The sequence below is a fragment of the Nocardia sp. NPDC050713 genome (assembly GCF_040654315.1).
Taxonomy (GTDB): domain Bacteria; phylum Actinomycetota; class Actinomycetes; order Mycobacteriales; family Mycobacteriaceae; genus Nocardia.
On the sequence record NZ_JBFAHS010000005.1, the window covers coordinates 181,760 to 204,874 of the forward strand.

A 23,115-nucleotide genomic window follows, 5' to 3' on the forward strand; every position below is an offset into this window, starting at 1 on the left:
TTTCAGGATTCTCGGTGTGGTGCGGCCCAGACCAATCCAGCGGCTTCCGCCGCCTCACCGAGACGTTTGTCGTAGGCGACGAGCGCGGTCAGGTCTGCGGCCAACTCGAGGGCCGTGGCCAGGTGGATCGCGTCCAGACTGCGCACGGTTGCCGGTGATACCGCGGCAGCGTTCGCCCGGACGATTCCATCGATCTCCACCATGTCGACTCGCGCCAGCACTGTGGGAACGTGCACGAGATCTGCGGGTTCGGCGGCCCGCACGGCACGGACCAGTTCGACTTCTACGAGCGCCGACGCGACCCAGGGGAGGTCCGAGTGTTCTTGGAGCCAGCGCACGAGTGCGGCGGTCTCGGCTTCCGGGTGGACCAGTTTGACCAGCGCGCTGGTGTCGAGATACAGCATCAATACCGCTCGTCGTCGCGCAGTTCCTGCAACGTCGCACTGGCGCGGCCCGCATTGTCCACGGGTGCTCGATCGATCCGACGGCGAAGGTCGGCGAGCAAGTCGGCGCGGCCCCTCGACGCGGGCCGCATCCGGCCTTCGGCCGTCAGACGAGCCCGCACATCGCGGGTCGGATCCACCGGAACGATTCGGCCGATGACAGTGCCACGCTCGGTGATATCGACTGTCTCGCCTGCCTTGACCAGCGCCAATGTCCGTGCGGTGTGATGTGACAGTTCACGGATCGGAATGGCGGTCATGCCATGAGTGTGCCACAAAAATGTGTCACAAGCGCGGGGGTTGATCGTTCCGGATAGACCCGCGACACGCTGTCGAAGGAGCCGTTTCGGGTCGTCAGTCGAGCACCGGATCTTCGGCGGGAGAGCAGGAGCGGGGCCGTGCCGGAGGAGCGGCGCGAGTGGCTGGAATTGTGAGACCGTGGAAGATATGAACCGGCTCGGGAAAGCGACCTCACCGTATCTGCGCCAACACGCGGACAACCCGGTGCACTGGTGGGAGTGGGATGCCGAGGCGCTCGCGGAGGCTCGCAGGCGCGATGTGCCGATCCTGCTCTCCATCGGTTACGCCTCCTGTCACTGGTGCCACGTGATGGCGCACGAGTCGTTCGAGGACGAGGCGACCGCGGCGCTGATGAACGACCACTTCGTCTGCGTGAAGGTGGACCGCGAGGAACGCCCGGATCTCGACGCGATCTACATGAACGCCACCGTCGCCATGACGGGACAGGGCGGCTGGCCGATGACCAGCTTCCTGACCCCGGATGGCGAGCCGTTCTACTGCGGCACCTACTTCCCGAAGCATCCGCGCGGCGGGATGCCCTCGTTCGGCCAGCTGCTCACCGCCGTCAGCGACACCTGGCGCAATCGGCGCGAGGAGGTCGACAAGGCATCGGCGCAGGTCGTCGAGGCCCTGCGCGCGCAGGCCGCCGGGCTGCCCGACGCCGACCTGAACGTTTCACCCGAACTGCTCGATCACGCGGTGGCCGCGGTGCTGCGCGACGAGGACGCTGAGCACGGCGGCTTCGGCAGGGCGCCGAAGTTCCCGCCGTCCGCCCTCATGGAGGGGCTGCTGCGCAGTTGGGAGCGCACCGGCGACGCGACTGTGCGCGACGTCGTGCACCGCGCGGCCGACGCGATGGCGCGCGGCGGCATCTACGACCAGCTGCGCGGCGGCTTCGCCCGCTACTCGGTCGACAATCGTTGGCTGATACCGCATTTCGAGAAGATGCTGTACGACAACGCGCAATTGCTGCGCGCCTACGCGCATCTGGCACGCCGCACACCGCACGCGCAGGATTCGCTCGCGCTGCGCGTCACCTGCGAGACCGCGCACTTCATCCTCGATGATCTCGGCACTCAGCACGGCGGGTTCGCCTCCGCGCTGGACGCCGACACCCATCTGGAGCCGGGCGGCCCCGGCGTCGAGGGCGCGACCTACGTGTGGACGCCCGCCGAACTGATCGGCGCGCTCGGTCCTATCGAGGGGGCTTGGGCCGCAGACTTTTTCGGCGTGACGACGGCGGGGAACTTCGAGCAGGGCACCTCGGTGCTCACCCGCTACCGCGATCCGCGGGACGCGGCCGAACAGGAGCGGTTCGATCGGGCGAGGGAGGCGCTGCGCGACGAGCGCGACAAGCGCCCGCAGCCCGCCCGCGACGACAAGGTGGTCACCGCGTGGAACGGCATGGCGATCACGGCGCTCACCGAGGCGGGTTCGGCGCTGGGGCGGCCCGATTGGGTGGCCGCGGCGGATCGCTGCGCGCGGTTCCTGCTCGCCGAGCACGTGATCGACGGACGGGTGCGCCGCGCGTCGCTGGGCGGTGCGGTCGGCGCTTCGGCGGGCGTACTGGAGGACTACGCGTGGCTGGTCACCGGCCTGCTCGCGCTGTATCAGGCGACCGGCGACCCGGAACGGCTGGAGCAGGCGCAGCGGCTGCTGGACACCGCCGTCGAACGCTTCGCCGATCCCGAAGCGTCCGGTAGCTGGTTCGACACCGCCGACGACGCCGAAACCCTGGTCGCCCGTCCGCGCGACCCGATCGACGGCGCGACTCCCGCGGGCGCGTCCTCGCTGGCCGAGGCGCTGCTCACCGCCGCGGCGGTCAGCGACGTCGAGCGCGCGGTGCGCTATCGGGAACTCGCCGAAGCGACGTTGCTGCGCGGCGCGGTCGTGCTCGCCCGCGCCCCGCGCTCGGCGGGTCAGTGGCTCACGGTCGCGGAGGCGGCCGTGCGCGGCCCGCTACAGATCGCGGTCGCCTCTTCGGCCGAGAATGCCGACACCGCAACGGAATTGCTCGCCGTGGCGCGGGAGCTCGCGCCGGGTGGATCGGTGATCCTCGCGGGAGCGCCGGATTCCGCGCCGCTGCTCGTCGACCGTCCGCTGGTGTCGGGTGCCGCCGCGGCGTACGTGTGCCGCGGGTCGGTGTGCGATCTGCCGGTGACGACGGAGAAGGATCTGCGGGAGTCGTTGGGCGGCAGCTGAAGTCGCGTCCGCGCCGCGGTAGTGCTCGCACAGGCATCGAGCCCCTCGGTCCGGGTGCTAATCCGCTTCCGATGCAGCGCTTCGTATTTCGGTGATCGCGCTGACCGGTGGCTGGTCGTCGGTGGTGTCGGCAGCCGGGGTCGAGGTATCGGCTGACACAGGGCGGTCGGTGGTGTCGGCGATCGAGTCCAGGTTGTTCACGGGCAGCGGGCCGTTGTCGGAGGTTTCCGCGGTCGAAGCCGGGGCGTTGGCGGGCAGCGGGCGGTTGTCGGTGGTGTCGGCGATCGAGCCCGGGTTGTTGGCGGGCAGCGGGCGGTTGTCGGTGGTGTCGGCGATCGAGCCCGGGTTGTTGGCGGGCAGCGGGCCGTTGTCGGAGGTTTCCGCGGTCGAAGCCGGGGCGCTCGCGAGCAGCGGGCGGTCGGCGGTGGTTTCGGCCGCGGTGTCAGGGCCGTCGGCCGGTGGCGGGCGGTGGTCGGCGCCGTCCATCGCGGGCTCCGGGTCGCCTTGCGTCGCAGCCTGTTCGGTGTCGGTCCAACAGGCCGTCGGTTCCCGCATGCCGCGCAACAGGATGTTGTCGTAGAGCGTCCACTGCTCGCGCTCGTGCGGGGCCGCGGCCTCGATCACCGCGCCGCTCACCAGGATTCGGCGGGGCGCGTCCTTGGCTTCGGCCGTCAGGCGGGCGGCTTCGTTGACGGCGTCGCCGATGACGGTGAACTCCAGGCGGGTGTCGGTGCCGACGTCCCCGGCGAACACCTGCCCGCGCGCTACACCGATGCCGATGTCCAGCTCGCCGTTCGCGGTCACCTCGTCGCGGATCCTGCGGGCCGCGCGCAGTGCCGGAGTCGCGTTGTCGCGCAGCGCGATCGGCGCGCCGAAGATGCACAGGGCCGCGTCGCCCTCGAATTTGTTGACCAGCCCGTCGTTGTCCTCGGTCGCCGCGACCACGATCGAGAGCAGGCGGTTCAGCTTGGCGACGAACTCCTGCGGCGGCAGGCCGGTGGACAGCGCGACCGAGCCGGTCACGTCGACGAACAAGGCGGAGACGACGCGCACGTCACCGGTCAGGTCCATGCCGCCGGTGAGCGCCCGCTCGGCCACCTGCGCGCCGACATGCCTGCCGAACACGTCGCGCATCCGTTCGCGTTCGCGCAGATTCGCGGCCAGCTCGTTGACCGAGTGTTCGAGCCGCCCGATCTCGCTGCTGCTGCCGACCGGCACCCGGACGTTCGTCTCGCCCCTGCTGATCAGATCCAGCGCCAGCCGCAGCGTCCGCATCGGGCTGGCCACCGCGCGGGCCAGGATGGCGGTCGCCAGCGCGCCGACGCCGATGCCCACCGCGGACAGGTAGATGGCGGTGCGGATGCGGTCCGACGCGGCCGCGGCGGGGTCGGCGAGCACCACGATCAGCATGGCGAGCGGCATGGCGCCCGCGACGCCCCAGGTGACGATCACCCGAACCAGCACCGACGAGCTCCAGTGCATGGTGCCGCCCAGCACCGCCGACACCACCGGAATGGTCGGTCGGATCAGCCGGTCCACGATCAAGAAGGTCACCGCCGCCGACTGCAACGCGCCGAGCGTGAACAGCGCCGCAGTCACTCCGGGAGTGTCGATTTCGGTCAGGTGGGTGAACGTGGCGGACACGATGATCACGCCCGGTATCCACAGTGCCAGTGCCCGGATTGTGATCGCGATCGGCAGCCGCAGCAGTCTGCGTGCTTCCTCCGCCGTCGGCTTGCGCATCTGATCCAGCCAGCCGAAGTACCTGCCGCGGTCACGCATGGCCAAGCCGACGCCCGCGAGAAGTCCGACGGCCGGGTAGATCGCGACGAGGCCCATGGTGCGCATCCAGTCCTCGCCGAGCCTGCCGAAGAACCCGCTCAACCACAGGCCGGTGCCGATGACCGCCAGACCGCTGAGATTCGCGGTGATGACCACGGCCGACAGGCCCCAGCGGGCCTCGAGCGCCCGCACGACGAGCTTGGCGATCACGACGCGCGACCACCCGCCGGAGACGGTGACCGCCGGTGCGGCCGGGGACGGGCGGCGACAAGTGACACGAAAGAGCAGCTTATCCGGCCCGATGGCGCCGAGAGGCGGCAACGGATATCTCGTCTGTCAGCCGCTCCACACGGCGGTCGCCGAGCCCTTTCGAAAGCTCAGCGCAGCACCACCAACCAGATCGCGATGTAGTGACTCAACGCCGCGAGCACCGTCGCGGCATGGAAGAACTCGTGGTGCCCGAACACCTCCGGCCACGGGTTGGGCCACTTGGTGGCATAGAGAATGGCGCCGCCGCTGTAGATCAGACCACCGATCACCAGCAGGATCAGCGGCGCGATGCCGATCTGATTGTTCAACTGTCCGGCCACCGGCACGATCGCCCAGCCGAGCAACAGATACAGCGGCACGCCGACCCATCGCGGCGCGGTCGGCCACAGCAGCTTGAGCGCGACACCGGCGAGCGCGCCCGCCCAGACCACCGCGAGCAGCGTCTGCCCGGTGCTTCCCGGCAGGCCGAGCAGCGCGAACGGGGTGTAGCTGCCCGCGATGAACAGGAAGATCATCGAATGGTCGGCGCGCTTCATCCGGATTCGGGTGCGCGGGGTCTGCCAGGTGATGCGATGGTAGACCGCGCTGATGCCGAACAGCCCGCACACGGTGAGCCCGTAGACCAGGGTCGACCAGCCCGCCGTCGCGGAGACGGTGGCCGCCTCGGCGACCAACGCCATCACCGCCAGCGCGGCGATGCCGACCGCCCAGGTGTGGATCCAGCCGCGCATTCTGGGCTTGACCAGCGCGGCGAGCGCCTCGGCCGGGGAGGTGCCGACCAACTCCGCGTCGGCCGCACCGACAGATTCGGACACGAGAGTGACCTCCTAGTTAACCGATGAGTAACCTACGCCACCGTAGGTTAGCGCCGGATGCCACTGTACCGGGGAAACGCGGCCGATGCCGGAATCGCGCCGCCAAGGCGTACTGTTGGACGCCGTGGAGCTTCGGAGTCGGGTGCGTGGTCTGCCATACCGCATCTACGAGGCCCGGCTGTCCAAGCAGCTGGCCGGTAAACAACACCCACGCCACGTCGCGGTCATGTGCGACGGCAATCGCCGCTGGGCCAGGGAGAACGGGTTCACCGATGTGAGCCACGGCCATCGCGTCGGCGCGCTGAAGATCGCCGAGCTGGTCGGCTGGTGTTCGGACGAGGGCATCGAGATGGTCACCGTCTACCTGCTCTCGACCGAGAATCTGCAGCGCGATCCCGACGAGCTGGAGACGCTGTTCGAAGTGATCACCGACGTCGTCGAGGAGCTCTCCGCGCCCGAACGGGATTGGAGCGTGCGCATCGTCGGTTCGCTGGACGGGTTTCCCGAGCTGATCGCCAAGCGGTTGCGCACCGCGGCGGAGCGCACCGAGGGGCGCCAAGGCGTGCACGTCAACGTGGCGGTCGGGTACGGCGGACGCCAGGAGATCACTGACGCGGTGCGCTCGCTGGTGCGCCAGGAGATGGCCGCGGGGGAGACCGGCGAGGATCTGGTGCAGTCGATCACCGTCAACGCCATCGGCCAGCACCTCTACACCTCGGGTCAGCCGGATCCGGACCTGGTCATCCGCACTTCGGGCGAGCAGCGACTTTCGGGCTTCCTGCTCTGGCAGAGCGCATACTCGGAAATATGGTTCACCGAGGTCTACTGGCCGGAGTTCCGCAGGGTGGATTTCCTCCGCGCCTTGCGCGATTACGCGGCCCGACATCGCCGTTTCGGGGTCTGAAACGGCCACACTCCAGTACCGTCCGGTCTGTGCAAGTTCTGACGCAGACCCCGCAGGCGCCCGCTCCCGCCGCGCGCGGTGACGGACCGGTCAGGCGCCTCAGCTACGAGGAGTTCGGCCGCCGTTTCCTCGAGTACGCCGTGTCCGAAGAGCGCGTCGCCGCCGCGTTCGGCGAATTGACCGGAGCGGCCTTCGACGTCGGCCCGATCAGGGTCGGGCCTGCCAGGCTGGCCAAGGTCGTCGCCCATGTGCGCCTTGGTATTCCGCGCGTGCACCGGCGCGTCGGCGAGGTCATCGATTTCGAACTGGTCCTGCCATTGCGTGTCGGCATGCTCGTCGATCTCGGCATCGACCGGCACCGCTTCGAGGTGGACGGCACGGTCCACCTGCACCTCACCGCCCGCACCGCCGAACCACTCCGGGTCCTCATCGAGATCGCCGAACCCCGTCAGCGCGACGTCCGCGTCAACGTGGCGGCCGGCACCAAGCGCGCCCAACTCCTGCGCGTCCTCGTCGGCGTAGACCACGAGATCCGCCGTTTCGTCGCCCGCTACATAGCCACCGAAATCCGCAAACCGCACATCGCCTCGGTACTCGACATCGACGTCGCGACGCGCTTGGACCAAGCCTGGCGGTTGTAGTCGGAGTTCGCAAACCGCCTGCGGCGCCGCCGTGCGACTCGTGGATCGCGCGCTCAGGGAGACGGCGGCCCGGCTGCAACGCTCCGGTGCGGCGAGCTTGCGCGGGGCCGAGGAGGGGGACGACCCGTCCCGCTATCCATGCTGCTTCTGAGCGTCGTCGAAGACGTTGCGCGGTAAGCGATTACAACTTCCGCAGCCGGAGGCGGTTGATGCTGTGGTCGGCGTCCTTGCGGAGGACGAGGGTGGCGCGGGGGCGGGTGGGGAGGATGTTCTCGACGAGGTTTGGGCGGTTGGTGGAGTTCCAGATCTCCTTTGCCGTGGCGGTCGCCTGCTCGTCGGTGAAGCCCGAGTAGTGGTGGAAGTGGGCGGCTGGGTCGGCGAAGGCGGTCTCGCGCAAGGTGAGAAACCTTTGCACGTACCAGTTTTCGATGTCCTCGATGCGGGCGTCGACGTAGATGGAGAAATCGAACAGATCCGAAACCATAAGGCGCGGACCGGTTTGCAGCACATTCAGTCCCTCGACGATGAGGATGTCGGGCTGGCGCACACAGTGCAATTTGCCCGGCACGATGTCGTAGGAATTGTGCGAATACACCGGCGCGCACACCTCGGTCGCGCCGGATTTCACCTCGGTGACGAAGCGCAGCAGTTTGCGCCGGTCGTAGCTCTCCGGAAAACCCTTGCGGTGCATGATGCCGCGCCGGGTGAGTTCGGCGGTGGGATACAGGAACCCGTCGGTTGTGACCAAATCCACACGCGGATGGTGATCCCAGCGGGCCAGCAACGCCTGCAGCACACGCGCGGTGGTCGATTTTCCGACCGCGACGCTGCCCGCGACACCGATCACGAACGGCACCTGCTGGTCCGGATGCTTCTCCCCGAGGAAGGTCGCGGTGGCGGCGAACAAGCGCTGACGCGCGGCCACCTGCAGGTGGATGAGACGAGCGAGCGGCAGATAGACCTCCGCGACTTCCTCGAGGTCGATCTGTTCGCCGAGACCACGCAGCCCGATCAGTTCTTCCTCGGTGAGCACCAGTGGAGTCGATTTGCGCAGCGTTCGCCACTGCTTACGGTCGAATTCCACATAGGGGCTCGGCTCGCTCATTCGTGCCACTTACCCGACGCTCCGTTTCGGCAAACACGCACACAAGCCGGCTCGGCCCGGTGAGATTCGATCTAGCTTTCGCCGCATGGTCGAATTCTCCTCTGTACCGGCACTGTGTGAAACGGGGGGTGTCGCTACTCGCTGGTAACCACCTCGATACCTCGGCCGGTTGCGGCTACTGTCGGCTGGCATGGAAGCGCACCCGCTCGTCACCGAGTACCTGCGACTCGGCCTGGCTTTCGACCGGCTCGAGGAAGGTTTCGTCGACGCCTACACCGGCGACCCGCAGCTGCGCAGGGAGGTGCAGAACGCCCCCGCGCCGCAGCCGCGAGATCTCGCGAAGCGCGCCGCCGAATTGCGCGCGGCGCTGCCAGACGCGGGCCTGTCGTCCGAGCGCGCGGAGTTCCTCGACGTGCACCTGCGAGCGCTGGAGTGCTCGGGCCGCAAGTTCGCGGGCGACGACATCGGCTTCGTCGACGAGGTGCGCGCCTATTTCGACGTCGACATCGCTCCGGGGGACGGCGAGGACTACCGCGACGCGCACCGCCAGATGGACGAGGTGCTCGCGGGCGACGGACCGCTCGCCGAACGGGTCGCCGCGCACCGCAAGGCGGACGAGATCCCGCCGGAACGGCTGCGCGCCTGCGTCGAGGCGTTCTCCGGTGCGTTGCGCGAACTGGTGCGCGAGCGCTACCCGCTGCCCGACCACGAGCACGTCACCTACGAGGTGGTCGGCGACAAGCCGTGGTCCGGATTCAACTACTACCTCGGGAACTACCGCTCCACGGTCGCGATCAACTCCGATCTGCGACAGCACATGTCGAACCTGCCGCACCTGATCGCGCACGAGTCCTATCCCGGCCACCACACCGAACACTGCCGCAAGGAGGCCGGTCTGGTGGCGGCCGGTCAGGCGGAGCAGACGTTGTTCCTGGTCAACACGCCGCAGTGCCTGATGGCCGAGGGCCTCGCCGATCTGGCGTTGCGTTCGATCGTGGGACCCGGCTGGGGAAAGTGGGCGCAGGAGATCTACGCCGATCTGGGTCTGCGTTTCGACGGCGACCGCGCCGAGCGCCTGTCCACGGCCTCGGCGAAACTGCTCGCCGTGCGCCAGGACGCGGCTCTGCTGCTGCACGATCGCCGTCGCGACGAGACCGAGGTGGCGGAGTTCTTGCAGCAGTGGAATCTGACGACACCGGAGCGGGCGCGGCAGTCGCTGCGTTTCCTTTCCTCGCCGCTGTGGCGCGCCTACATCAGCACCTACGTCGAGGGGTATCGCCTGCTCGGCGGCTGGCTGGACCGGGCCGCCGACGCCGACGAGCGCGCCGACCGATTCCGGCGGCTGCTCGACGAGCCGCTCACCCCCGGCGCGCTGCGCGTCATGTGAACGCACGACCGCCGGCGCGGGCGCGCGCTCGGCTACTAATCAGTGCGGCACGACGTGCCGCCGATCGAAGTGTCGTGCCTGCTCGTCGCGGCCTTCGCTACTGAATGACAGCGCACCCTTCTCCGGAGGACAGCGAACACATCAGCAGGGACAACGTCCGCAGCAGAGCATCGATCGGGTTGTTCGGCACGGAGACGAAATGCGGCATGGTGATTTCCTCGGGTTCGACGGGGACAACCTCACCTGTGAAACCGGTCCGCGCCGTACATGTCGTTACGGTCCGCGCGGCCCCCAAAACTGGTGGCAGGTCCGTCCAGCCGAGCGGTTTTTGATCGCCGTGAAGCGGGCCGTCCCGAACCCCTCAGGCGGCCGAGAAGGTGACGCGCACCGAGATCGGCTCCGTCTCCAGCGCCTTGATCGTCCACGCGAGGACCGGCCGCGCGATCCTGCCCGTGGCGAAGCTGCGTGCCCTTGCCACGACGTCGTCGTCGGGGACGAACGCCGCGGTGCCGGTGTACCAGCGGTCGCCGCGGCGCAGCCGGACCCGCGGGTCGGCGGTGATGTTGCGCGCCCAGCCCGCGCGGGGGCCGTGCTGGCAGATGATCCAGGCGCCCTCGTCGTCGAACGAGGCGGTCACCGGAACCCGGCGTGGCAGACCGGTTTTCGCGCCGGTGGTCTCCAGCTCGGAGACCAGTGCGGTGCGGATGCCGAGCCGATCCAGCGCCGCTACCGCCGGATTCGCGATGTAGCGGCCGATCAGCCTTTCGCGCTTGAACTTTCGCAGTGTGTCGCGTTCGGTCATGGTGGTGCTCCTCAGCGGAAGATGACGCAGGTGGTGGTGGCGTGGGCGACCAGGCGGCCCTGGTCGTCGACGACGCGGCCCTCGGCCGTCGCGGTGGTGCGCCCGACGTGGATGGTGGTTCCGGTGGCGGTGAGCTTGCGCCCGTCGGTGGGCACCGAGCGGATGTAGTTGATCTTCAGCTCCAGCGTGGTGTAGCCGACGCCTGCTTCCAGGGTGGTGTGCACCGCGCAGCCCATCACGGAGTCGAGCAGCGTCGCGCAGATGCCGCCGTGCGTGCTGCCGAGCGGATTGGCGAACTCGGGGCGGGTCGTCAGGCTGAAGACCACTTTGCCGTGCTCGAGCGCCTCGGTCTCCAGGCCGAGCAGGTCGCCGATGAACGGTGGGCGGTCCTCGAGCGACATCGCGGTCTTCAGCAATTCGAGGCCCGAGAGCTGGGCCGGATCGATCTGCGCGGGCGAACTCATGGATTTCCATCCTTTCGATGAACCGATCGGTCCACATCTGTCATGATTGGAGCATGGACCGATCGGTTCACGCAAGGTGACGGAGAAAGGACGGCTATGACGCAGGGGCCACGCGCCCGGTTGATCGAGGGCGCCATCGAGCTGGTGCGCGAGCACGGCGTGCACGGCGCTGGGCTTGCCGCGCTGCTCGACCGGAGCAATGCCTCGCGTAATTCGCTCTACCAGCACTTTCCGGCGGGCAAGAGCGAGTTGGTCGCCGCGGCGACCGAGGTGGCGGGCCGCAGGATGTCGGCGGTCATCGAAACGGTGACCCGCTCGGGGGAGCCCGCGGACTGGGTCGGCGCGCTCGTCGGATGGTGGAAACAGGCCTTGGAGACCAGCGCGTATACCGCGGGATGCCCGATCGTCGGCGCCGCGCTCGCCGAGTCCGAACCGAACGTGCAGGCCGCCGCGGGGAGCGCTTTCGCCGACTGGACCGAGCAGCTGACCGCCGGGCTGACCGGTCGCGGCGTCGATGCCGCGCGGGCACGGTCGCTGGCGAGCTTCGTGATCAGTGCGGTCGAGGGCGCCATCGTCCAGGCGCGCGCGACGAAATCGACCCACCCGCTCGACGACGTCCAGGACAACCTCGCGACCTTGCTGCAGATCCGCTGACCGGCCCGCTGCCGGAAGCTCGACCCTGCCCCAATAGACTGAGGCCCGTGACGCAGACGACCGCCTCTGTCAATACCCAGTCCCTCGGTGAGCTCGATCCGGAGCTCGCTGCCGCGATGGCAGGCGAGCTCGCCCGCGAGCGCGACACCCTGGAAATGATCGCCTCGGAGAACTTCGTGCCGCGCGCGGTGCTGCAGGCGCAGGGCAGCGTGCTGACCAACAAGTACGCCGAGGGCTACCCGGGCCGTCGCTACTACGGCGGCTGCGAGCACGTCGACGTCGTCGAGACCCTCGCCCGCGAGCGCGTCAAGGAACTGTTCGGCGCCGAATTCGCGAACGTGCAGCCGCATTCCGGCGCGCAGGCCAACGCGGCGGTGCTGATGGCGCTGATGAACCCGGGCGAGAAGCTGCTCGGCCTCGACCTCGCGCACGGCGGTCACCTGACCCACGGCATGCGGCTGAACTTCTCCGGCAAGCTCTACGAGGTGCACTCGTACGGGGTGAGCAAGGAAGACCACCGCATCGACATGGACGAGGTGCGCAAGATCGCGAAGGAGGCGCAGCCGAAGGTCATCGTGGCCGGCTGGTCGGCCTACCCGCGGCACCAGGACTTCGCCGCGTTCCGCGAGATCGCGGACGAGGTGGGCGCCTACCTGTGGGTGGACATGGCGCACTTCGCCGGTCTGGTCGCCGCCGGTCTGCACCCCTCCCCGGTGCCCTACGCCGACGTCGTCTCCTCGACCGTGCACAAGACCCTCGGCGGTCCGCGTTCCGGTCTGATCCTGGCCAAGCAGGAGTTCGCCAAGAAGCTGAACAGCTCGGTGTTCCCTGGCCAGCAGGGCGGTCCGCTCATGCACGCCATCGCCGCCAAGGCCGCCGCGTTCAAGATCGCCGCGACCGACGAGTTCCGTGACCGCCAGCAGCGCACCCTCTCCGGCGCCAAGATCCTGGCCGAGCGCCTCAACGGCGCCGACGTCAAGGACAAGGGCATCAGCGTGCTCACCGGCGGCACCGATGTGCACCTGGTGCTCGTCGACCTGCGCAACTCGCAGCTGGACGGCCAGCAGGGTGAGGACCTCCTGCACGAGATCGGAATCACGGTGAACCGCAACGCCGTTCCGTTCGACCCGCGCCCGCCGATGGTCACCTCCGGTCTGCGCATCGGCACCGCCGCCCTGGCCACCCGCGGCTTCGGCGACGCGGAGTTCACCGAGGTCGCCGACATCATCGCCACCGCGCTCGTCGGCGGCTCCGATGTGGAGACCCTGCGCGGCCGCGTCACCAAGCTGGCCCAAAGCGTTCCGCTGTACCAGGGCCTGGAGGACTGGCGCCTGCTCGGCTGAGCCGTCTGTGTTTGCGAGATGCCCCTGCGGAATACCGTGGGGGCGTTCGCTTTTCGGCGTGGCGCACAGCCGCGGCCGCTGGGTGCCGCAGGACCACTCCGCCGCCGCTCTTATGTAGGGGAAGGGCGAAGCGCGGCTAGCCCGCCGATAGATCGATGCCCTTCTCCGCGGCGAGTTTCGTGAGCTTCTCCACCTCGTCGATGGCCACCGCGACGTAGGTGCGCAATGTCTCGCCATCGCGCCGCAGCAGGTACTCGTAGTCGCCGTCGGTGAGCAGGTTGTCGTTGTCGTCGTAGAAGTGCCAGCGGACCCGGACCCGCGTGATGAGCGACGTCAGATCGACGTGCTCGAGCAGTGTGTGGCCGACGCGGCTGAGGCCGAGCCGCTGGTAGAAGGGATAAGACTGTGCGAGGCCCTGCGCCATCTCGGCGTTGCTGGACAGCGAGCCCACGAATGCGTCACTGAGAATGGTGCCCGGCGTGCCCCAGAGGGCCGCGGACCGTTCGGCGTCGAACGCGCTCAACGCGGCCTGATACTCGTCGAGGAACGACTCGATTTCATCCCGTGTTGTCATTTCTCCAACCTACGGCGAACCTCCGCCTTCGCTGCGGACCTCGACCTCATCCATCCATGCGGGCACGGGCTCGGATGATCGATTCGTCCAAGTAGCGGGCAATGTCGGCGGTGGTGGCGGGGCGGATCATGAGGGCACGGTTGGCGGGGACTTCGCAGTAGCGGCCGTCGTCGGTGTCGATCCAGCGGAGTTTGCCGGTGCGCAGTGCATCGGCGTTGCGTGGTCCGAGCAGGACGGTGACGGTGCCCCGGGTCGTGCACGGCTGGCGCCAGAAGCGGCGGTAGCGGTCCCGGGTCGCGGCGGCCGGGCTGGTGCCGAACGGGTCGGGGCGTTCATCCGCGAGATCGTCCAGGAGATAGGTCCTTTCGGCGACGGTGCCCGACTTGTGGTCGGGGAGCAAGCGGACGAGTTCGGTGGCGAGCTGGTCGGTTCGGCAGCGGCGCAGGCGGATTCGGCCGCCGTCGGGCGCCGAGTTCTGCACCGCGACGACTCCGGAGCCACCCCGGTGAGCGCACCCGATGGCGCGCAGCTCCGCGCCGCCGCGCCGGTTATCGATGCCGAGAAGCTCGATGCGCCAATCCGGTCGGGCCAGCACTTGAACGGCGCGTTGCAGCGGCACGTGCTCGTCGTGTTCCAGCTCGGTGCGGAAATCGCGCTGGTACGCCTGGTATTCGCGGAGTCCGGGGAAGCGGCTGGTGAAGCGGAACGGGAACGGCATCCGATCGAGTCCGGTGCCGAACCACACCGCGGCGAACTGTTCGGCCGAGAGTATCCACTGCGCCATCAGTCGGCTCCCAACGCGGGCGGGACGGTCTTGGGCGTCTCGCCGATCAATTCCCGGCCGTGCTCCTCGGAGCGCAGGTACTTCGCCGACCGGTGCTCGCCGTCCTCCTCGGCGCGGGTTCGCGGGGCGGATGGCATGAGGCTCGCGTAGCCGGTGGAGCCGGGGACACCCGGGCGGGCCGGAACACCCGGTGGCGGTGCGGGATTCGGGGTTGCCGCGGGCTGGGCGGGTACCGAGGAGCCGGGGCTCGGTGGTGGCGCGGGAGCATTGGGTGGTGGGGTAGGCGCGGACGGACGCGCGGGGTCGTTCAGCGCGGCGGACGCGAGTGGAGGTGGTGGACCCGAGATGGGGGATGGGCCGCTGGGCGCGTTCGGTGCCGAGAATGTGGGTTGTGACGTGGCAAGGGGCGGGAAAGCCGTGGACGGTGCGGCGGGCGCGGGACCCACCGACGTCGGAGGTGGTGCTGCAGGCGTGGGGCCCACGGACGGTGGATGTGGTGCGGTGGGCGGGGAAGTCGGAGACAGTGCGGATGAGCTCGGCGGCGAGGCTGATGCGGATTGTGCGGAAACCGACTGTGCCGCAACGGCATCCGTATCGGCATCGGTCGGCTTCGCGGGACGCGCGCCGTTCTCCCCGGATGACAGGTCGTGATTCGACGCTGCCTCCTGACCGGTAGACGCTTCCGACTGTGCCCCCGCCGCGCCTTGTGCGCCGTTCAGGTCCCCGACGAGGTGATCGGGGCCAGACCCGGGTTGTCCCTCGGTCCCCGGTTTCGCGCCGTTCTCGGGTTGTGCGCCGGTCTCCGGCTGCGCACCGCTATCGGGGCGAGCGCCGGTCTCCGACTCCGCACCATGCCCGGCTTGTCCTTCGGCACCCGACTGCGCCTCGCCGCCCGGCTGCTCCCTGTCTCCGGACCCGGGCTGCCCTTCGGCGCCTTGCTGCGCACCGCCTTCCGGCTGCGCACCGGACCCCGGCCGTTCGCCGTCCTCGGGCTGGGCGCCGTTCCCAGTCTGTGCGCCGGTTCCAGGCTGAGCCCCGCTTCCCTGCTGGGTACCGGTCCCGGACTGCCCTTCGGTATCCGGCTGCGCGCCGCTTCCGAGGTGAGCTCCGGACCCCAGGTACGCGCCGTTCTCGGACTGGGCTCCGGCACCCGCCGAGTGCGGCTGCGCCAGGTACTCCGCCCCATTCCCGGAGTGCGCTCCGGTTCCGGCCGGTCCTTCGGCGCCCAACGCTCCGGCCTCGCTTTGCGAGCCGTCCCCGGCTTGCGTTCCCGCTCCGGGGCGCGTCCCTGGTCCGGTGTCGGTCGTGGAGGTCGGCGACCCGACCGATTCGTCGCGGCCCGGATCCGAAACCTGGTCTCCCGCAACGGACTCGGTTTCCAGATCCGTACCCGGCAGTGCTTCGACGCCACCGAGCCCACCGCTCCCGAGGAGCCCGTCAACCGCCGAACCACCCGGCACCACCGGCGACGGCAACATCGGAATTCGCGACGCCGTCGCACCGTACGGCTGGATGTACAGCCTGTTCATATCGTCGCGCGCCTGGTCCTCTCGCGCGTTGCGCTCCTCCGGCGCGACCGAACCCCCGCTTCCCGCAGTCACATCCGGTATAGCCGCCTTGAACTGCGCGGCCGCGCTCGCCGCCGCCGCGATCGGCTCCGATTGCCGCCCCAGCGCCGCCCCGAGTTCCCCCAATCGGCCGAGGAAGTCGCGGACACCGCGCACCGCAGCATCGGCCGCCGCACCTTCCCACCGCTGGTCGACCGCCCGCTGTAGCGCCGAGCCGAACTGCTCACCCGCGGCGATCACCACCGCGGACAGCGCGGCCCATGCGTCCTGGGCGGCGACGGATCCGCCCGGATTCATCCCGTCGGCGGCCGCTTTGATCTCCGCGTGGGAAAAGCTCTGCGCGTTCTCGGGATTGGTGATCGCGCGGCCGTCGGTTCCGTGCACTGCCATCGCGGTGGCCCCTTCCGTCAGTGCCGTTTGAACCTAATAGACGCACCCGCGCGCGGAGCGGTTCCACCGAATCTCGGGAAATCCGTTCAGCGTGCGGCCAACAGGGCGGGGTAGTCGCGCAGGTCGATGTCGTTGGCGGCGTTGTCGCCGTATTTCGTCATCAGGGTGAAGAGGCGGGAGCCGAGGAACCAGTTGCGCAGCCGGATGCCCAGCGTGGTGGTCGGCGCGAGAAACCGGCCCGCGTTGGAGTTGCCCGCGATCTTGGCGTACCGGCGCATGATCTCGTCGTAGCGGGCGAAGGCGACGGCGTGGTCGCCGTTCGCGAGCGCGAGTTCGCCCGCCAGCACGTACGCGCCGACCACCGCGAGCCCGGTTCCGAAGCCGCCCAAAGTGTTTCCGTACGCCGAATCGCCAACCAAAGCAACCCGGCCCGCGGTGTAGCGGTCCATCCGCACCTGCCCCATCGAGTCGAGGTAGACGTCGTCGAACTCGGCGAGCTCGGCGAGCATCCGCGGCACCTCCCAGCCGAGCCCCGCGTAGTGCTCGGCGACGATCTGCCGCCGGGCGTTTATGTCCTCCCGCGCGTACTCCAGTTCCGCTGCGGCGAACAGGTACAGCTGCTGGGCCTTCGAGCCGCCGCTGATCGCGAGCCGACCAGGGGCGTTGTAACCGTAGGCGACGGCCCGCTCGCGCGGCGTCGACGAATCGCTCCATGGGCTGGCACCGGCGACGCAGTAGTAGTGCCCGAGGTGCCGCACGAACTCGCGCTCCGGCCCGAACGCCAAACGCCGCACCCGGGAATGCATTCCGTCGGCGCCGACGACGAGGTCGAAGGTGCGCTCCGGTCCGCGCTCGAAGGTGGCATGCATGCCCTCGGCGGTCTCGGTGAGCCCGGTGATCGAATCCCCGAAGACGTATTCGCAGTCGCCCGCCGTGCGGCGGTACAGGATCTCGGCGAGATCGCCGCGCAGGATCTCCACGTCGCCGCCGGTGAAATCGCCGGACATGAGTGCGAGCCGGGAGCCACGTTCGTCGACGAACACCACGTCCGATGCGCCGGTGCGTCGCTCCCAGACCTCTTCCCACACGCCCATCCGCTCGAGCACAGTGCGGTGCGTGCGGCCCTTGAAATCGACGGCCTGCCCACCGGGCCGCGGCGCCGCGGCGCGCTCGACGACGGTGACGTCGAACCCGTACCGGTGCAGCCAGTACGCGAGGGCGGTGCCCGCGATACCGGCGCCGGAGACGAGAACGGACTGGTGGCGCATGGTTTCTCCCGAGAATCGAATTGCGTCCGCCGTATTCTGTTTCCGCCGGACGCAAATCAGCGTATGGTAGACACAATTCCGGGGTCAAGCCGTTAGTCCTGGAGGATTCGCCGATGTCGTCACCCACCACCGTGGAACTGCTGTGGGGCACCAGGCAGCCGCCGCGGCGCGGACCGAAGCCCTCGCTCACGCTGGCCGGGATCGTCGCGGAAGCAGTCGCGCTCGCCGACGCCGAGGGCCTGGTCAACCTGTCCATGCAGCGCCTCGCCGAACGGCTCGGCTACACCAAGATGTCGCTCTACCGCTACGTGCCCGGCAAGGAACAGCTCATCGCGCTGATGCTCGACACGGCGCTGGGCGAGCCGCCGGAACCGCCCGAACCGGCTGGCTGGCGGGAAGCCCTGCGGGGCTGGGCGCTAGCCATCTTCGAGCGCTACCGGGCGCACCCGTGGACGCTCGAGCTCGCCGTCGGAGCGCGCCCGATCGGCCCCAACGAGATGGGCTGGCTGGAGGCCGCGGTGGTCGCGATGGACGGCATGGGGCTGACCGGACCCGAGCGGCTGGACACGGTCGTCCTGCTCAACGGCCATGTGCGCAGCCTCGCGCAGCAGGTCGGCGCGGCGGGCAAGGCCGACATGGGCGAGCAGATACTGCGGCAGTTCACCGACACGATGGCCGCCGCGGCCGATCGCTATCCCGCGCTCGAGGCGGCCTTCGCGGAGGAGGCGGCCCGCTCGGCGAACCCGATCTACGCAGGCGAACCCGGCGACGCGCTGACCTTCGGCATCGAGCGCGTCCTCGACGGCCTGGCCGTCCTCGTCGCGCGCCGTGCCGCCGAAAACGACACCCCATCGAGCGGCCCGGCGGCATAAAGTCGAAGCATGTCCGACGAACTCCAACTTCAGCAGGACGCGATCACCACGGTGCGGGAATTCTTCGCCGCGCTGGAGCTCGGTGCGGTCGGCGAAGCGCTGGAACTGCTCGATCCCGACATCGTCTGGAAGAACACCTCGCTACCGGACGTGCGCGGCATCCGGCGCGTCGGCGGTGTGTTCCGTGGGCTCGATCGCCCGATGTTCGGCTTCCGCGTCGATATGCACCACATCGCGGGCAACGGCGACATGGTGCTCACCGACCGCACCGACTACTTACGGTTCGGTCCGGTGGAGATCGGGTTCTGGGTGACCGGCACCTTCGAACTGCGTGACGGCCGAATCGTGCTGTGGCACGACCACTTCAGCTGGGAGAACTTCCTGCGCGGCACTGCCGTCGGACTCTTCCGCGCGGCCTTCGCCCGCCGCTGAAGCCCGGCTGCCGATCGCCGTCGCAACCAACGACCTTCGCTGGCGCGAACCCGCGACCGTCACCGCCGACCGGCCCGGCGCTGGTTCGCCGTCGCGGTTCGCGCTCCGCCGCCTGTTTGCCCACCACGTGCAATCAGCCCGGCGCGCACCACCTTTCGGCGCTGTCGCCGCCGGTCGCGGCCGCGTTGCCGCGACCACGCGGTGATCACGAATGCGCCACCAGGTAGTCCAGGTAGAAGGGCCGTAGCTGCTCGGCCACCGCGCCGTCGCCCGCGTGGATGTAGTCGTCGATCAACGGCAGCACGAACTTGATGTCCGCCTCGCTCTCGCCGACGTTCCCGGCGGCCGCCTCGGCGGCGGGAATGCGGGTGAGCAGCTGCCACAGGTATTTGATGTCCCCGCGGCGCACGGCCAGCTTCACCGCCCGGTCGTGCAGCTCCTTGGACGACAGGTTCTCGAATTCCTCGTTACCGGCCATGATCCGACTCTAGTCGCGCTGCCGGACGAAGTCCGTCGAAAGTCCGCGCACGGCCGGAGCGACGGCGGAAGTACCCGTAACTGCCCCGGTGAGCTGCGGCGACAACCACTTCGGCGACTCCGCTGAGCCGCGCGTTAACGGGATCTTCACCGACACGACGGACCGTCCCCGAGCGCAGACCGGCCAGTCGGCGGTAACTTCGGAGATGCGGACCGCGTCGGTGTGGTTCGTACGGGAGGTCCTGACCGTGACTGAGCTACTCAGTACGAGGGGGCCGGCACCCGGCCCTCGTGGCATCTGACGCAAGTCGGATCCAGAAGGACGGACCGGTCCAGCGAGATCGTCCACGCGGGTGCCGTGTGGACACAAAAGGAGCCCACCGTGACTGCTGCACGCTCCGTTTCCGCCCCCTCGGCGCACTCCCGTTCTGCTGGCACAGGAAAGCGCGCCGCTGTCTCTTCGGACACCAAGGGGGCCCGCCCCTCGCTCTCCCACACTCCCGGTGCCAAGACCTTCGTCATCGACACCTCGGTCCTGCTCTCCGATCCCTGGGCGTTCACCAGGTTCGGCGAGCACGATGTCGTCCTCCCGCTGGTCGTCATCAGTGAACTCGAGGCCAAGCGGCACCACCACGAACTGGGCTGGTTCGCCAGGGAAGCCCTGCGCAACCTGGACGACCTCCGCCTGCGGCACGGCAGGCTGGACGAGCAGGTGCCGATCGGCACCGAGGGCGGAACGCTGCAGGTGGAACTCAATCACACCGACCCCACGGTTCTGCCGGTGGGCTTCCGCACGGAAAGCAACGATTCCCGGATCCTGGCCTGCGCCTTGAATCTCGCGGCCGAAGGTCGCGAGGTCGTCATGGTGTCCAAGGACATTCCGCTGCGCGTCAAGGCGAGCGCGGTGGGTCTGCACGCCGACGAGTATCACGCGCAGGACGTGGTGACCTCCGGCTGGTCCGGGATGGTCGAGGTCGACGTCGCCTCCTCCCAGATCGACCAGCTCTACGCCGAGTCCGTGATCGACCTGGATCAGGCGCGGGAACTGCCCTGTCACACCGGAATCCGGTTGCTGGGCACCAGCTCCAGCGCGCTCGGCCGGGTGACGCCGGACAAGCGCGTGCAGCTGGTGCGCGAGCGCGAGGCGTTCGGGCTGCACGGACGTTCGGCCGAACAGCGCATCGCGCTGGATCTGCTGTTGGACGAGAGCGTCGGCATCGTCTCGCTCGGCGGCAAGGCGGGCACCGGTAAGTCGGCGCTGGCGTTGACCGCGGGCCTGGAGGCCGTGCTGGAACGGCGCACGCAGCGCAAGGTCGTGGTGTTCCGTCCGCTCTACGCGGTCGGCGGCCAGGATCTCGGCTATCTGCCGGGCAGCGAGAGCGAGAAGATGGGCCCGTGGGCGCAGGCCGTCTTCGACACCCTCGACGGCCTCGCCTCGCCGGAGGTGATGGAGGAGGTGCTCAGCCGCGACATGCTGGAGGTGCTGCCGCTCACCCACATTCGCGGTCGCTCGCTGCACGACTCCTTCGTGATCGTGGACGAGGCGCAGTCGCTGGAACGCAACGTGCTGCTCACGGTGCTCAGCAGGCTGGGCACCGGCTCGCGGGTCGTGCTCACCCACGACGTCGCCCAGCGCGACAACCTGCGCGTGGGCCGGCACGACGGCGTGGCGGCGGTGATCGAAAAGCTGAAGGGACACCCGCTTTTCGCGCACATCACGCTGACACGCAGCGAGCGCTCGCCGATCGCGGCGCTGGTCACCGAGATGCTCGAGGAGTACGGACCGAACTCCTGAGCTGAGATCGAGGTGCGCCCGAGCTAACGTTCAGGGTGTGTTTCACCTCACATCGAGTGGGTAATATCCGCCGAGTTACCAGTTGGGCGACGGCCCGGCGCGTCGTATTCGATTCGCCGGGTCGTTGCCGAACATCGGCCTAGGCTGCGCGCGGCGCCGGTGTCAGGGCGCCGTCGGAGCCACACTCGAGAGGGGACGACATATGCACCACGCTCGACGCACGGCTGGATTCACGGTGGCGCTCGCGGCCGCCGCGCTGCTCATCGCGGGATGCGGTGACGACGACACGAACGACTCGGACACCGTCCTCACCACCCCGACCCTCGGCATGACGCCCAGCCCGATGGCGACCACGCACACCGAGGCGCACGGCACCGACAATCCCGATACCGATGACCGCGACACCGGGGATATGACCCCCGACGCCGCGGACCAGACCAGGATTCCGGCCCAGGGCGGCGGCGAAGAGGTGACCGTCTCCGGCGACATCTACGACAAGTACATGGAGGCGGGCGGCCCCACCGGCCCGCTGGGCGCGCCGCTCGAGGCCCAGGAGAGCGCCCCGAACAACGGCAAGTACCAGGACTTCGTCGGCGGCACGATCTACGAGCCCGAGGACGGCGAGCCGCACATCGTCTGGGGGGAGATCCGCAAGGCGTGGGAGGAGAACGGCGGCGCGGCGGGCGAGCTCGGCTACCCGATCAGCGACGAGACCGACATCCCCGGCGGCAAGCAGAGCGAGTTCAGCGGTGGCACCATCACCTGGGTGAACGGGCAGACCACCGTCACCATGAAGTAGTCGAACCCCCTGCGACGCCCGAGACAGCGCACCCGGCGCGTCTCGGGCGTCGTCGGCGATTCCCACCGGTAGAGTCCCGCGCCGCGGGCCGAACAGCTAGGTTGTGAGCGTGCAAAATCTCTTGACCGACCGCGAACTGCTCGAGGCGCTCGCGGACGAGGTGGAATCGAATCTGCGACGCCACATCGACGTGGCCGACGGGTGGCAGCCGCACGATTACGTGCCGTGGGACGACGGCCGCAACTTCGCCTTCCTCGGCGGTGACGACTGGACCCCGGAACAGTCCGAGCTCGGCGACGTCGCCAAGCTGGCGCTGACCGTGAGCGTGCTCATCGCGGACAACCTGCCCTCCTACCACCGCGAGATCGGCAAGTACTTGCGCACCGGTGCGTGGTGGCGCTGGGTCGGCCGCTGGACGGCCGAGGAGAACCGGCACGAGATCCTGATCCGCAACTACCTGATGGTCACCAGGTCGGTGGATCCGGTCGACCTGGAACGCCAGCGGATGGCGCACATGACGGCCGGATTCCGCCGTCCCGCCCTGCACCTGCTCGACGTTCTCGCCAACGCCGCGTTCGAGGAGGCGGCGTCGGCGATCCGGCACCGCAACACCGCCGCGCTGAACGAGAACCCGATGGTCACCGCCATCGCCGCGCGCATCGCGGCCGACGACGAGCTGCAGTCGGTGTTCTTCGCCGACCTGGTCGCCGCGGCGTTCGCGATCGCGCCCGACCAGACCATGCGCGCCATCGCCGACCGGGTCGCCGGTTTCGAGGTGCCGAGCGTGGCCCTGCCGGACGGTCGCAGCAGCGACGAGGTGCTGGCCGAGGCGGGCATCTACGACCGCGCCAAGGAAGGCGAGCTGGTCTTCGCGCCGCTGCTGCGCCGCTGGAACGTCTTCGACCGGACCGATCTCGGTCCCGAGGGCGAGCAGGCCCGCGCGGAGCTGGAGCACCTGCGCGCGTTCTCGCCCGCCTGATCGCTCAGGAGATTCTCCAAAGCGCACTGAATCGCCGAGGGCGCCGGACGAATTCGCTTCGTCCG

Annotated in this window: 24 protein-coding genes; 12 read left to right on the plus strand and 12 right to left on the minus strand. The window is 69.0% G+C overall.

What is annotated here, in order from left to right:
• Positions 1-2: 2 nt before the first annotated feature.
• Complete coding sequence (locus tag AB0H49_RS12280) at positions 3-404, minus strand: type II toxin-antitoxin system VapC family toxin (RefSeq protein ID WP_355001961.1); 402 nt, start codon at positions 402-404, stop codon at positions 3-5.
• Complete coding sequence (locus AB0H49_RS12285) at positions 404-703, minus strand: hypothetical protein (RefSeq protein WP_357250450.1); 300 nt, start codon at positions 701-703, stop codon at positions 404-406. Before AB0H49_RS12285 ends, AB0H49_RS12280 begins: the two co-directional genes overlap by 1 nt.
• 187 nt (positions 704-890) lie before the next feature.
• Between AB0H49_RS12285 and AB0H49_RS12290 the strand changes: the two genes are divergently transcribed.
• Positions 891-2,945 carry a thioredoxin domain-containing protein gene (locus tag AB0H49_RS12290; protein ID WP_355001959.1) on the plus strand — a complete coding sequence of 685 codons (2,055 nt, stop codon included), beginning with the start codon at positions 891-893 and terminating at the stop codon, positions 2,943-2,945.
• 57 nt (positions 2,946-3,002) lie between these two features.
• Here AB0H49_RS12290 and AB0H49_RS12295 read toward each other — a convergent pair whose 3' ends face one another.
• The gene (locus AB0H49_RS12295) at positions 3,003-4,937 is read right to left on the minus strand and encodes an adenylate/guanylate cyclase domain-containing protein (RefSeq protein ID WP_357250453.1); all 1,935 of its coding nucleotides are present in this window, start codon (positions 4,935-4,937) and stop codon (positions 3,003-3,005) included.
• A 167-nt stretch (positions 4,938-5,104) separates the two neighbouring features.
• The gene (locus tag AB0H49_RS12300; protein WP_357250973.1) at positions 5,105-5,779 is read right to left on the minus strand and encodes a hemolysin III family protein; all 675 of its coding nucleotides are present in this window, start codon (positions 5,777-5,779) and stop codon (positions 5,105-5,107) included.
• Positions 5,780-5,897: 118 nt separating this feature from the next.
• Between AB0H49_RS12300 and AB0H49_RS12305 the strand changes: the two genes are divergently transcribed.
• Positions 5,898-6,716 (plus strand): isoprenyl transferase, encoded by an 819-nt coding sequence (locus AB0H49_RS12305; protein WP_141808890.1) that lies wholly within the window; start codon positions 5,898-5,900, stop codon positions 6,714-6,716.
• A gap of 38 nt (positions 6,717-6,754) precedes the next feature.
• A complete protein-coding gene (locus AB0H49_RS12310; RefSeq protein ID WP_357250976.1) occupies positions 6,755-7,357 on the plus strand; it encodes a hypothetical protein in 603 nt (200 codons plus the stop codon).
• Positions 7,358-7,538: 181 nt separating this feature from the next.
• Here AB0H49_RS12310 and coaA read toward each other — a convergent pair whose 3' ends face one another.
• Positions 7,539-8,471, minus strand: a complete 933-nt coding sequence (gene coaA, locus AB0H49_RS12315) for a type I pantothenate kinase (RefSeq protein ID WP_355001953.1) — start codon at positions 8,469-8,471, stop codon at positions 7,539-7,541.
• Positions 8,472-8,652: 181 nt separating this feature from the next.
• Between coaA and AB0H49_RS12320 the strand changes: the two genes are divergently transcribed.
• On the plus strand, positions 8,653-9,849 hold the full coding sequence (locus AB0H49_RS12320) for a DUF885 domain-containing protein (protein ID WP_357250457.1): 1,197 nt from the start codon (positions 8,653-8,655) through the stop codon (positions 9,847-9,849).
• Positions 9,850-10,210: 361 nt separating this feature from the next.
• Here the strand turns inward: AB0H49_RS12320 and AB0H49_RS12325 are convergent, their stop codons facing one another.
• Together AB0H49_RS12325 and AB0H49_RS12330 are read right to left on the minus strand one after the other, a co-directional pair.
• A complete protein-coding gene (locus AB0H49_RS12325; RefSeq protein ID WP_355001951.1) occupies positions 10,211-10,651 on the minus strand; it encodes a nitroreductase family deazaflavin-dependent oxidoreductase in 441 nt (146 codons plus the stop codon).
• An 11-nt stretch (positions 10,652-10,662) separates the two neighbouring features.
• Entirely contained in the window at positions 10,663-11,115 is a 453-nt protein-coding gene (locus AB0H49_RS12330) for a PaaI family thioesterase (RefSeq protein ID WP_355001950.1), read from the minus strand.
• Between the two features lie 96 nt (positions 11,116-11,211).
• On the opposite strand from AB0H49_RS12330, the gene AB0H49_RS12335 reads away from it, so the two are divergent.
• Together AB0H49_RS12335 and glyA are read left to right on the plus strand one after the other, a co-directional pair.
• Complete coding sequence (locus tag AB0H49_RS12335) at positions 11,212-11,769, plus strand: TetR/AcrR family transcriptional regulator (RefSeq protein ID WP_357250461.1); 558 nt, start codon at positions 11,212-11,214, stop codon at positions 11,767-11,769.
• Between the two features lie 47 nt (positions 11,770-11,816).
• Positions 11,817-13,112: a serine hydroxymethyltransferase gene (glyA, locus tag AB0H49_RS12340; protein WP_357250464.1), complete on the plus strand. Its 1,296-nt coding sequence runs from the start codon at positions 11,817-11,819 to the stop codon at positions 13,110-13,112.
• A gap of 136 nt (positions 13,113-13,248) precedes the next feature.
• Here glyA and AB0H49_RS12345 read toward each other — a convergent pair whose 3' ends face one another.
• The 3 genes from AB0H49_RS12345 to AB0H49_RS12355 are packed head-to-tail and all read right to left on the minus strand — an operon-like array spanning position 13,249 to position 14,607.
• A complete protein-coding gene (locus AB0H49_RS12345) occupies positions 13,249-13,686 on the minus strand; it encodes a hypothetical protein (RefSeq protein ID WP_357250467.1) in 438 nt (145 codons plus the stop codon).
• A 46-nt stretch (positions 13,687-13,732) separates the two neighbouring features.
• Entirely contained in the window at positions 13,733-14,470 is a 738-nt protein-coding gene (locus tag AB0H49_RS12350) for an ESX secretion-associated protein EspG (RefSeq protein ID WP_357250470.1), read from the minus strand.
• The gene (locus AB0H49_RS12355) at positions 14,470-14,607 is read right to left on the minus strand and encodes a hypothetical protein (RefSeq protein WP_355001945.1); all 138 of its coding nucleotides are present in this window, start codon (positions 14,605-14,607) and stop codon (positions 14,470-14,472) included. Before AB0H49_RS12355 ends, AB0H49_RS12350 begins: the two co-directional genes overlap by 1 nt.
• A gap of 723 nt (positions 14,608-15,330) precedes the next feature.
• Here AB0H49_RS12355 and AB0H49_RS12360 point away from each other — a divergent pair.
• The gene (locus tag AB0H49_RS12360; protein WP_357250473.1) at positions 15,331-16,245 is read left to right on the plus strand and encodes a hypothetical protein; all 915 of its coding nucleotides are present in this window, start codon (positions 15,331-15,333) and stop codon (positions 16,243-16,245) included.
• A 269-nt stretch (positions 16,246-16,514) separates the two neighbouring features.
• Here the strand turns inward: AB0H49_RS12360 and AB0H49_RS12365 are convergent, their stop codons facing one another.
• Entirely contained in the window at positions 16,515-17,696 is a 1,182-nt protein-coding gene (locus tag AB0H49_RS12365; protein ID WP_357250476.1) for an FAD-dependent monooxygenase, read from the minus strand.
• A gap of 113 nt (positions 17,697-17,809) precedes the next feature.
• Between AB0H49_RS12365 and AB0H49_RS12370 the strand changes: the two genes are divergently transcribed.
• Both AB0H49_RS12370 and AB0H49_RS12375 read left to right on the plus strand, forming a co-directional pair.
• On the plus strand, positions 17,810-18,568 hold the full coding sequence (locus AB0H49_RS12370; protein ID WP_357250479.1) for a TetR/AcrR family transcriptional regulator: 759 nt from the start codon (positions 17,810-17,812) through the stop codon (positions 18,566-18,568).
• Positions 18,569-18,577: 9 nt separating this feature from the next.
• Positions 18,578-19,000: a limonene-1,2-epoxide hydrolase family protein gene (locus tag AB0H49_RS12375; protein ID WP_355001941.1), complete on the plus strand. Its 423-nt coding sequence runs from the start codon at positions 18,578-18,580 to the stop codon at positions 18,998-19,000.
• 205 nt (positions 19,001-19,205) lie between these two features.
• Here AB0H49_RS12375 and AB0H49_RS12380 read toward each other — a convergent pair whose 3' ends face one another.
• Positions 19,206-19,478, minus strand: coding sequence for a hypothetical protein (locus AB0H49_RS12380; protein WP_355001940.1), 273 nt, complete (start codon positions 19,476-19,478; stop codon positions 19,206-19,208).
• 519 nt (positions 19,479-19,997) lie between these two features.
• Between AB0H49_RS12380 and AB0H49_RS12385 the strand changes: the two genes are divergently transcribed.
• The 3 genes from AB0H49_RS12385 (at position 19,998) to AB0H49_RS12395 (ending at position 23,050) form a co-directional block, all read left to right on the plus strand.
• On the plus strand, positions 19,998-21,272 hold the full coding sequence (locus tag AB0H49_RS12385) for a PhoH family protein (protein WP_355002218.1): 1,275 nt from the start codon (positions 19,998-20,000) through the stop codon (positions 21,270-21,272).
• 202 nt (positions 21,273-21,474) lie between these two features.
• Positions 21,475-22,071, plus strand: coding sequence for an esterase (locus tag AB0H49_RS12390; RefSeq protein ID WP_355001939.1), 597 nt, complete (start codon positions 21,475-21,477; stop codon positions 22,069-22,071).
• A gap of 109 nt (positions 22,072-22,180) precedes the next feature.
• Positions 22,181-23,050 carry an acyl-ACP desaturase gene (locus tag AB0H49_RS12395; RefSeq protein ID WP_355001938.1) on the plus strand — a complete coding sequence of 290 codons (870 nt, stop codon included), beginning with the start codon at positions 22,181-22,183 and terminating at the stop codon, positions 23,048-23,050.
• Positions 23,051-23,115: the final 65 nt, after the last annotated feature.

What these genes read in the sequence shown, in the direction of transcription:
- AB0H49_RS12280 (WP_355001961.1), bottom strand. Translation starts at nt 404, where the DNA reads ATGCTGTATCTCGACACCAGCGCGCTGGTCAAACTGGTCCACCCGGAA.
- AB0H49_RS12285 (WP_357250450.1), bottom strand. Translation starts at nt 703, where the DNA reads ATGACCGCCATTCCGATCCGTGAACTGTCACATCACACCGCACGGACA.
- AB0H49_RS12290 (WP_355001959.1), top strand. Translation starts at nt 891, where the DNA reads ATGAACCGGCTCGGGAAAGCGACCTCACCGTATCTGCGCCAACACGCG.
- AB0H49_RS12305 (WP_141808890.1), top strand. Translation starts at nt 5,898, where the DNA reads ATGCCGGAATCGCGCCGCCAAGGCGTACTGTTGGACGCCGTGGAGCTT.
- AB0H49_RS12320 (WP_357250457.1), top strand. Translation starts at nt 8,653, where the DNA reads ATGGAAGCGCACCCGCTCGTCACCGAGTACCTGCGACTCGGCCTGGCT.
- AB0H49_RS12325 (WP_355001951.1), bottom strand. Translation starts at nt 10,651, where the DNA reads ATGACCGAACGCGACACACTGCGAAAGTTCAAGCGCGAAAGGCTGATC.
- AB0H49_RS12330 (WP_355001950.1), bottom strand. Translation starts at nt 11,115, where the DNA reads ATGAGTTCGCCCGCGCAGATCGATCCGGCCCAGCTCTCGGGCCTCGAA.
- AB0H49_RS12335 (WP_357250461.1), top strand. Translation starts at nt 11,212, where the DNA reads ATGACGCAGGGGCCACGCGCCCGGTTGATCGAGGGCGCCATCGAGCTG.
- AB0H49_RS12345 (WP_357250467.1), bottom strand. Translation starts at nt 13,686, where the DNA reads ATGACAACACGGGATGAAATCGAGTCGTTCCTCGACGAGTATCAGGCC.
- AB0H49_RS12350 (WP_357250470.1), bottom strand. Translation starts at nt 14,470, where the DNA reads ATGGCGCAGTGGATACTCTCGGCCGAACAGTTCGCCGCGGTGTGGTTC.
- AB0H49_RS12355 (WP_355001945.1), bottom strand. Translation starts at nt 14,607, where the DNA reads ATGCCATCCGCCCCGCGAACCCGCGCCGAGGAGGACGGCGAGCACCGG.
- AB0H49_RS12365 (WP_357250476.1), bottom strand. Translation starts at nt 17,696, where the DNA reads ATGCGCCACCAGTCCGTTCTCGTCTCCGGCGCCGGTATCGCGGGCACC.
- AB0H49_RS12370 (WP_357250479.1), top strand. Translation starts at nt 17,810, where the DNA reads ATGTCGTCACCCACCACCGTGGAACTGCTGTGGGGCACCAGGCAGCCG.
- AB0H49_RS12375 (WP_355001941.1), top strand. Translation starts at nt 18,578, where the DNA reads ATGTCCGACGAACTCCAACTTCAGCAGGACGCGATCACCACGGTGCGG.
- AB0H49_RS12380 (WP_355001940.1), bottom strand. Translation starts at nt 19,478, where the DNA reads ATGGCCGGTAACGAGGAATTCGAGAACCTGTCGTCCAAGGAGCTGCAC.
- AB0H49_RS12390 (WP_355001939.1), top strand. Translation starts at nt 21,475, where the DNA reads ATGCACCACGCTCGACGCACGGCTGGATTCACGGTGGCGCTCGCGGCC.